The 7,557-nt window shown below is 67.9% G+C and carries 7 protein-coding genes; 1 reads left to right on the top strand and 6 read right to left on the bottom strand.

Annotated elements, in window-relative coordinates; genetic code table 11:
• From FUT87_RS31425 to FUT87_RS15680, 6 genes are all read right to left on the bottom strand, one after another.
• Positions 1–689, bottom strand: a 689-nt coding sequence (locus tag FUT87_RS31425; RefSeq protein ID WP_310735219.1) for a LysM peptidoglycan-binding domain-containing protein, incomplete at its 3' end; no start/stop codon positions are given.
• A 340-nt stretch (positions 690–1,029) separates the two neighbouring features.
• Entirely contained in the window at positions 1,030–2,160 is a 1,131-nt protein-coding gene (gene asd / locus FUT87_RS15700) for an aspartate-semialdehyde dehydrogenase (RefSeq protein ID WP_147241616.1), read from the bottom strand.
• Positions 2,161–2,288: 128 nt separating this feature from the next.
• Entirely contained in the window at positions 2,289–3,407 is a 1,119-nt protein-coding gene (gene leuB / locus FUT87_RS15695) for a 3-isopropylmalate dehydrogenase (RefSeq protein WP_147241615.1), read from the bottom strand.
• A gap of 7 nt (positions 3,408–3,414) precedes the next feature.
• Complete coding sequence (gene leuD, locus FUT87_RS15690; RefSeq protein WP_147241614.1) at positions 3,415–4,065, bottom strand: 3-isopropylmalate dehydratase small subunit; 651 nt, start codon at positions 4,063–4,065, stop codon at positions 3,415–3,417.
• Between the two features lie 23 nt (positions 4,066–4,088).
• Complete coding sequence (gene leuC, locus FUT87_RS15685) at positions 4,089–5,525, bottom strand: 3-isopropylmalate dehydratase large subunit (protein WP_147241613.1); 1,437 nt, start codon at positions 5,523–5,525, stop codon at positions 4,089–4,091.
• A gap of 33 nt (positions 5,526–5,558) precedes the next feature.
• Positions 5,559–6,521 (bottom strand): LysR family transcriptional regulator, encoded by a 963-nt coding sequence (locus FUT87_RS15680; protein WP_147241612.1) that lies wholly within the window; start codon positions 6,519–6,521, stop codon positions 5,559–5,561.
• Between the two features lie 223 nt (positions 6,522–6,744).
• On the opposite strand from FUT87_RS15680, the gene FUT87_RS15675 reads away from it, so the two are divergent.
• On the top strand, positions 6,745–7,557 hold an 813-nt coding region (locus tag FUT87_RS15675), incomplete at its 3' end, for a lytic polysaccharide monooxygenase (RefSeq protein ID WP_147241611.1).

The following is a 7,557-nucleotide window of genomic DNA, read 5'->3' as shown; positions in this document are numbered from 1 at the left end:
CGGTACAGGCCGACCAGCATCTGGTCCAGCGACACGCCCGCGGGCTGGGTGCGCGAGGCGATGCGCGACAGCGTGTCGCCCGGCTTGACGGTGTATTCGGAATCGCCCGTGGCCGGCGCCGGAGCGGCCGGTGCAGCGGACGGGGCCGGTGCGGGACGCGGCGTGCGCGCGGTCACGGCCGGCGCGGGCGGCTGGCTGACCGGGGTGGCCGGCGCGGAGGACACCGGCGCCTGCGTGCGCGCGGTCGCCGGCGACGGCGCGGGCGCCGAGATCACCGGCGAGGTGGTCGGTTCGGCCGGACGCGCGACGTTGTTGCTCGGCGGATCGAACAGCAGCGTGAACTCGCGGGTCAGGCGGCCGCTGGACCAGTTCAGCTCGAGGATGACGTCGACGAAGGGCTCCTGCACCGCGCGGTCGCTGGACAGGCGCAGGTAGGGGCGTCCGTCGGAGCGGCGGGCCAGCTGCACCTGCGTGTTGGCCAGCACCGCGTTGTAGTCCAGGCCCGAGGCGCGATAGGACTCCGGCGGCGCGACGCGCAGCTTCAGCGAACTCGCCTCTTCAGGGCTCAGGCTGCTGACGTCGATCTCGGCGCGCAGCGTTTCGCCGAGCGCCGACTGGACTGTCAGTTTCCCCAGTCCCAGACCCCAGGCGGAGCCCGCCGCCAGTCCCAACGCGGTGACCGCGGCCACCTGGCTCAGCGCAAAACGCGCATATGCGCTCGCATGTTTTTTCAAGGCGTCCCCCAAAGCAACAAAGCGGCCCACCCGGAGGACCGCTCGTCATGACGTATTGTTGTTGTGCGACTCATGCGCCGCGCAGGCTCCCTGCCCATCCCGCGGTAGAAAATCACAACGGTGGCAAGCATATACGCATCGTTGCTGAGGTAGCTCATGAATAACATCCATGAGCCAGCCTCGATTCACAGGTGGTTACGGCCTTGTCGCTAGAAGGCAACGCGAGCGCCGTGCTCGCTTTCCCTCATCGGAGCGAAAAAAAGCGGTGGCACGCCACCGCTTCCCGACCCCTGGCTCAGCGATCCAGCAGGATCCTCAGCATCCGGCGCAGCGGCTCCGCCGCGCCCCACAGCAACTGGTCACCGATCGTGAACGCGCCCAGGTAGTCCGGGCCCATCGCCAGCTTGCGCAGGCGGCCCACCGGGATGGTCATCGTGCCGGTCACGGCCACGGGCGTCAGGTCCTTGATCGTGGCCTCGCGGGTGTTGGGGACGACCTTCACCCACTCGTTGTCGGCGGCGATCATGGCCTCGATGTCGGCCAGAGGCACGTCCTTCTTCAGCTTGAAGGTCAGCGCCTGCGAGTGGCAGCGCATCGCGCCCACGCGCACGCAAAAGCCGTCGACCGGCACGGCCGCCGAGCCGAAGCCTTCGCCCTGGCCGAGGATCTTGTTGGTCTCGGCCATGCCCTTCCACTCTTCCTTGGAGGTGCCGTTGCCCAGGTCCTTGTCGATCCACGGGATCAGCGAGCCGCCCAGCGGCACGCCGAAATTGGCGGTTTCCTCGGCCGACAGCGAACGCTGCTTGGCGATGACCTGGCGGTCGATCTCGAGGATGGCGCTCTTGGGGTCGTCCAGCAGCGGACGCACGGCGGCGTTGAGCGTGCCGTACTGGGTCAGCAGCTCGCGCATGTGCTGCGCGCCGCCGCCCGAGGCCGCCTGGTAGGTCTGCGTGGACATCCATTCCACCAGGCCCGCCTTGTACAGCGCGCCCACGCCCATCAGCATGCAGCTGACGGTGCAGTTGCCGCCGATCCAGTCCTTGCCGCCCTTGGCCAGCGCGTTCTTGATCACCGGCATGTTGACCGGGTCCAGCACGATCACGGCGTTGTCGGCCATGCGCAGCGAGGACGCGGCGTCGATCCAGTGGCCGTTCCAGCCCGCGGCGCGCAGCTTGGGGTAGACCTCGTTCGTGTAGTCGCCACCCTGGCAGGTGATGATGATCTCGCAGCGCTTGAGCTGCTCGATGTCGAAGGCGCTCTGCAGCGCGGTCTCGTTCTTCGCGAACGACGGGGCGGTGCCGCCGGCGTTCGAGGTGCTGAAGAACAGCGGCTCGATCAGGTCGAAATCGCGCTCCTGCGCCATGCGGTCCATCAGCACGGAGCCGACCATGCCGCGCCAACCCACCAGTCCAACCAAAGTCGTCATTTGCGTTCCTTGAAGAGGCCCGGCACTGCTGGCCGGGCATGTCGCCCAAACACCGTCACAAACCCTGGGGAGCCTGCCCGGCTCGCTTCGCCGGGTTTGTGAGTGGGGGCGAGACGAACCGGAGCGGACTAGCTCTTGATGGTTTTGGTCGTGGTAATGGTGGTCGTGCCCTTGCTGGACGCAATGGCGGCGACGACGGCATCGCCCATCTCGCGCGTGCTCACCTTCTGGGTGCCCTCGCTCCAGATGTCCGCGGTACGCAGACCCTGGGCCAGCACGGACTGAACCGCCGACTCGATGCGAGCGGCGGCTTCGGGCTGGTTGAGGGAGAACTTGAGCATCATGGCAGCGGACAGGATTGTAGCGAGCGGATTGGCAATCCCCTTTCCTGCTATGTCTGGCGCGCTGCCATGACTCGGTTCGTACAGGCCTTTGTTGTTCTTGTCCAACGAGGCACTGGGCAGCATGCCGATCGAGCCGGTCAGCATGGCCGCCTCGTCCGACAGGATGTCGCCGAACATGTTGCCGGTGACGACGACGTCGAACTTCTTGGGCGCCTTGACCAGCTGCATCGCGGCGTTGTCGACGTACATGTGCTCGAGCTCGACGTCCGGGTACTGCTGGTGGACCTCGGTCACGACATCCTTCCAGAACTGGAAGGTCTCCAGCACGTTGGCCTTGTCGACGGAGGTCACCTTGCGATTGCGCTTGCGCGCGGCCTGGAAGGCGACGTGGGCGATGCGCTCGATCTCGGGACGCGAGTAGCGCATCGTGTCGAAGGCTTCCTCGCTGCCGGGGAAGTGGCCATCGACGGCGGTGCGGCGGCCGCGCGGCTGACCGAAATAGATGTCGCCGGTGAGCTCGCGGATGATCAGGATATCCAGGCCCGCGACGAGTTCCGGCTTGAGGCTGGACGCATGGGTCAGCTGCTCATAGCAGATCGCCGGGCGGAAGTTGGCGAACAGGCCCAGCGCCTTGCGCAGGCCCAGGATCGCCTGCTCGGGGCGCAGCGCGCGCTCGAGCTTGTCGTACTTCCAGTCGCCGACGGCGCCGAACAGCACCGCGTCCGCAGCCTGCGCCAGCTTGAGCGTGGCCTCGGGCAGCGGATGACCGGCGGCCTCGTAGGCGGCGCCGCCGACGGGCGCGCTTTCCATCTCCAGCGGCAGGTCCAGGACCTTCAGGACCTTGACGGCCTCCGCGACGATTTCGGTGCCGATGCCATCACCGGGCAGGACTGCGATCTTCATGGGGTCCTCAGCGAGTAATTCGGTTGTTGAGCCACGGCTTGGTGGCGATGCGTTCGGCCTCGAAGGCCTTGATCTTGTCGGCGTGACGCAGCGTCAGGCCGATGTCGTCGAAGCCATTGAGCAAGCAGTACTTGCGGAACGGCTGGACGTCGAAGGGCAGTTCCTCACCATCGGGCTTGACGACGACCTGGCGCTCCAGGTCCACGGTCAGCTGATAGCCCGGGAAGGCGAAGACCTCGTCGAACAGGCGCGCGATCTGGCTCTCGGGGAGCACGATCGGCAGCACGCCGTTCTTGAAGGTGTTGTTGAAGAAGATGTCGGCGAAGCTGGGCGCGATCAGCGCGCGGAAGCCGTACTGCTGCAGCGCCCAGGGCGCGTGCTCGCGGCTGGAACCGCAGCCGAAGTTGCCGCGCGCGATCAGGATCGAGGCGCCCTGGTAACGCGGCTGGTTCAGCACGAAGTCCGGGCTGGGCTTGCGCGAGGCCGGATCCTGACCCGGCTCGCCGTGATCGAGGTAGCGCCACTCGTCGAAGAGATTCGGGCCGAAGCCGCTGCGCTTGATCGACTTCAGGAATTGCTTGGGGATGATCGCGTCGGTGTCGACGTTCTCGCGATCCATCGGGGCCACGAGGCCCTTGTGCACGGTGAACTTGTCCATGTGTTGCTCCTGCGTCCGGGCGCTCAGGCCAGGCGGCGCACGTCGACGAAGTGCCCTTCCATCGCGGCGGCCGCGGCCATCGCGGGGCTGACGAGGTGGGTGCGGCCGCCGGCGCCCTGACGACCTTCGAAGTTGCGGTTGCTGGTCGAGGCGCAGCGCTCGCCCGGCTCGAGACGGTCCGCGTTCATCGCCAGGCACATCGAGCAGCCCGGCTCGCGCCATTCGAAGCCCGCGGCCTTGAAGATCTGGTCCAGGCCTTCGGCCTCCGCCTGCGCCTTCACCAGGCCGGAGCCCGGCACCACCAGCGCCAGCTTGACGTTGCTGGCCACGCGGCCGCCCAGGCGCTTGACCACGGCCGCGGCCTCGCGCATGTCCTCGATGCGGCTGTTGGTGCAGCTGCCGATGAAGACCTTGTCGATGCGGATGTCGTTGATCGCCTTGTTGGGCTCCAGCGCCATGTATTGCAGCGCGCGCTCGATGGCGCCGCGCTTGACGGCGTCCTTCTCCTTCTCGGGATCGGGCACGCGATCCTCGATGGACAGGACCATCTCGGGCGAGGTGCCCCAGGTCACCTGCGGGCGGATCTGCGTCGCGTCCAGCTCGACGACCGCGTCGAAGGTCGCGCCCGGATCGGAATGCAGCGTGCGCCAGTACTGCACGGCCTGGTCCCATTCGACGCCGGTGGGCGTGAACGGACGGCCCTTGACGTACTGGATCGTCGTGTCGTCGACGGCGATCAGGCCGGCGCGCGCGCCCGCCTCGATCGCCATGTTGCAGACGGTCATGCGGCCTTCCATCGACAGCGCGCGGATGGCGCTGCCGGCGAACTCGATGGTGTAGCCCGTGCCGCCGGCGGTGCCGATGCGGCCGATGATGGCCAGCACGATGTCCTTGGCGCCGACGCCCGGCATGACCTGGCCCTCGACCTTGATCAGCAGATTCTTGGCCTTCTTGGCCAGCAGCGTCTGCGTGGCCAGCACGTGCTCGACCTCGGAAGTGCCGATGCCATGCGCCAGCGCGCCGAAGGCGCCATGGGTCGAGGTGTGGCTGTCGCCGCAGACGACGGTCATGCCGGGCAGCGTGGCGCCCTGCTCCGGGCCGATCACGTGGACGATGCCCTGGCGCTTGTCGCTCATCTTGAACTGCGTGATGCCGAAGCGGTCGCAGTTCTTGTCCAGCGTGTCGACCTGCAGCCGCGAGACCGGGTCGGCGATGCCCTGGCTGCGGTCGGTGGTGGGCACGTTGTGGTCGCTGACGGCCAGGTTGGCCGACAGGCGCCAGACCTTGCGGCCGGCCAGGTCCAGGCCCTCGAAGGCCTGCGGGCTGGTGACTTCGTGGACCAGGTGGCGGTCGATGTACAGGACGGCGGTGCCGTCCTCCTCGGTGTGCACCACGTGCTCGTCCCAGAGCTTGTCGTAGAGGGTGCGTGGCGCACCAGCGTTGGCGATGTTGGCGGTCATGGGATGGCTCTCCATCACTTCAGGAATGGCGCTTCACCGGGAAGCGCCCTTGGAAACGGGGGGCGACGAGGTCGCGGGCGAGGCCGAGGTCGAGGCGGACGCCTCGCCCCGGGCCGCCGGGCACAGCGCGTCGACGAAGCGCTGCACGACGGTGGGCAGCCGCTCCTGGCGGGCCACGCCCAGCACGTAGTCGCGCTGGGCCCAGGCTTCATCGAGCGCCAGCCGGCGGACATCGAAGACCTGGGCGAAACGGCGCGCCGGCGCGTCCGGCAGCACCGCGACGCCCATGCCGGCCTCGACCAGCTGGGCGATCGCATCGAAGCCGCGCACCTGCAGCCGCGCCTTCAGCGTGCGGCCGCGGGTCATGGCCTCCTGCATCATGAGTTCCTGCGCCGCGGCGCCGCTGTGCAGGCCGACGAGGTCGTGGTCCAGCAGGTCGTCGAAGCTGACCGACTCGCGCCCCGCCAGCTCGTGCGCGGCCGGCACCAGCACCGCCAGCCGGCCGGTGCGGTAGGACCAGGTCTGCAGCCGGTTGTCCAGCAGCGGCGTCGTGAAGACGCCTACGTCGGCGCGGCCTTCGGCGACGGCGGCCTGGACTTCGGCGCTGGTCTGGTCCTCGAGGCTGATGCGGATCTGCGGATGGGCCTGGGAGAACGCGGCCAGGTCGGGCGGCAGCGCCTCGGCGATCGCGCCGGCGTTGGCGGCGATGCGCAGGTGGCCCTTGATGCCGCGGGCGAATTCGACGACCTCGCTCTCCAGCGCGTGCAGCGACGCATGCAGCGAGCGGATGTGGCGGACCAGCGCCCGGCAGGCCTCGGTGGGCTCGACGCCGCGGGCGCGGCGCTCGAAGAGCTGCACGCCCAGGCGGGTTTCCAGGTCGGAGATCCGCTTGCTGGCCGCGGCCAGCGCCAGATGTTCGCGCTCGGCCCCGCGGGTGATGGAGCGGGTCTGTTCGATCGCCAACACGAGGTTCAGGGTGGTGAGGTCGAGGCGCATGGTGGGGCGGCGGCTGGGTTGCACTGTAGCCTTCGCTCAGAGAGCAAGACTCTGGGCGTTCATGATAATTCCTTCGCCCGAAACGAAAGCTCAAAAATTTTCAGCCACGGCCGTTACCGTTGTTTAGCTTGTATTGGTCTGCATCGGGTCCTATGGTGGTCCTGCTTTGGTGTTGTGTCGGGCCACTTCATCAGGCATTCCACTTCTCAATCAGGAGACTTGCATGCAATCCCGAGCCCGAACCGCTGGCGCCTGGTCGCTGGCCGCGTTGTCGACCGCCGTGACCGCGCTGACCGCGCTGACCGCGATCGTCGCCCCGAGCACCGCGTTCGCCCATGGCGCGCCGGAATTCCCGATCTCGCGCCAGTACAACTGCTTCAAGAACCCCTCGCTGCCGGCCTGCCAGGCGGCGATCGCCTATGGCGGCGAGCAGGCGATCTACGACTGGAACGGCGTCAACCAGGCCAACGCCAACGGCAATCACAAGGCGGTGGTGCCGGACCTGAAGATCTGCGCCGGTGGGCAGGAGAAGTTCAAGGGCTTCGACCTGGCGCGGCCGGATTGGCCCGCCACGGCCTACTCCCCGGGCGCCGATGGGAAGTACGAATACCGCTACAACGCGACCGCGCCGCATCGCTCGCTGAACTGGACCTTCTTCCTCACGCGCGACGGCTGGAACCCGGCGGCATCGCCGCTGCGCTGGTCGGACCTGGAGCAGGTGCAGCAACTCGGGCCGGACCAGATCGTCACCAGCGGCAAGACCATCTACACGATGAAGCTCACGCTGCCCAAGCGCACCGGCCGGCATGTGCTGTTCTCGGCCTGGCAGCGCTCGGACAGCACCGAAGCCTTCTATGCCTGTTCCGACGTCGACTTCGGCGGCGGCACGACGCCCCCGGGCACGCCCTCGGACCTGAAGCAGATCGGCCAGGTCTCGGCGGCGCAGGACCTGCCGTCGGGCAGCACGGTGAAGCTGCGCGTGTTCAACGGCGCGGGCAATGACCTGGAGACGACCGCGATCACGCTGACCGCGGCG

The sequence above is a fragment of the Mitsuaria sp. TWR114 genome, from assembly GCF_007997345.1.
The sequence above is the reverse complement of the archived record's forward strand: the minus strand, read 5'-3'. Positions and strand labels throughout refer to the sequence as shown.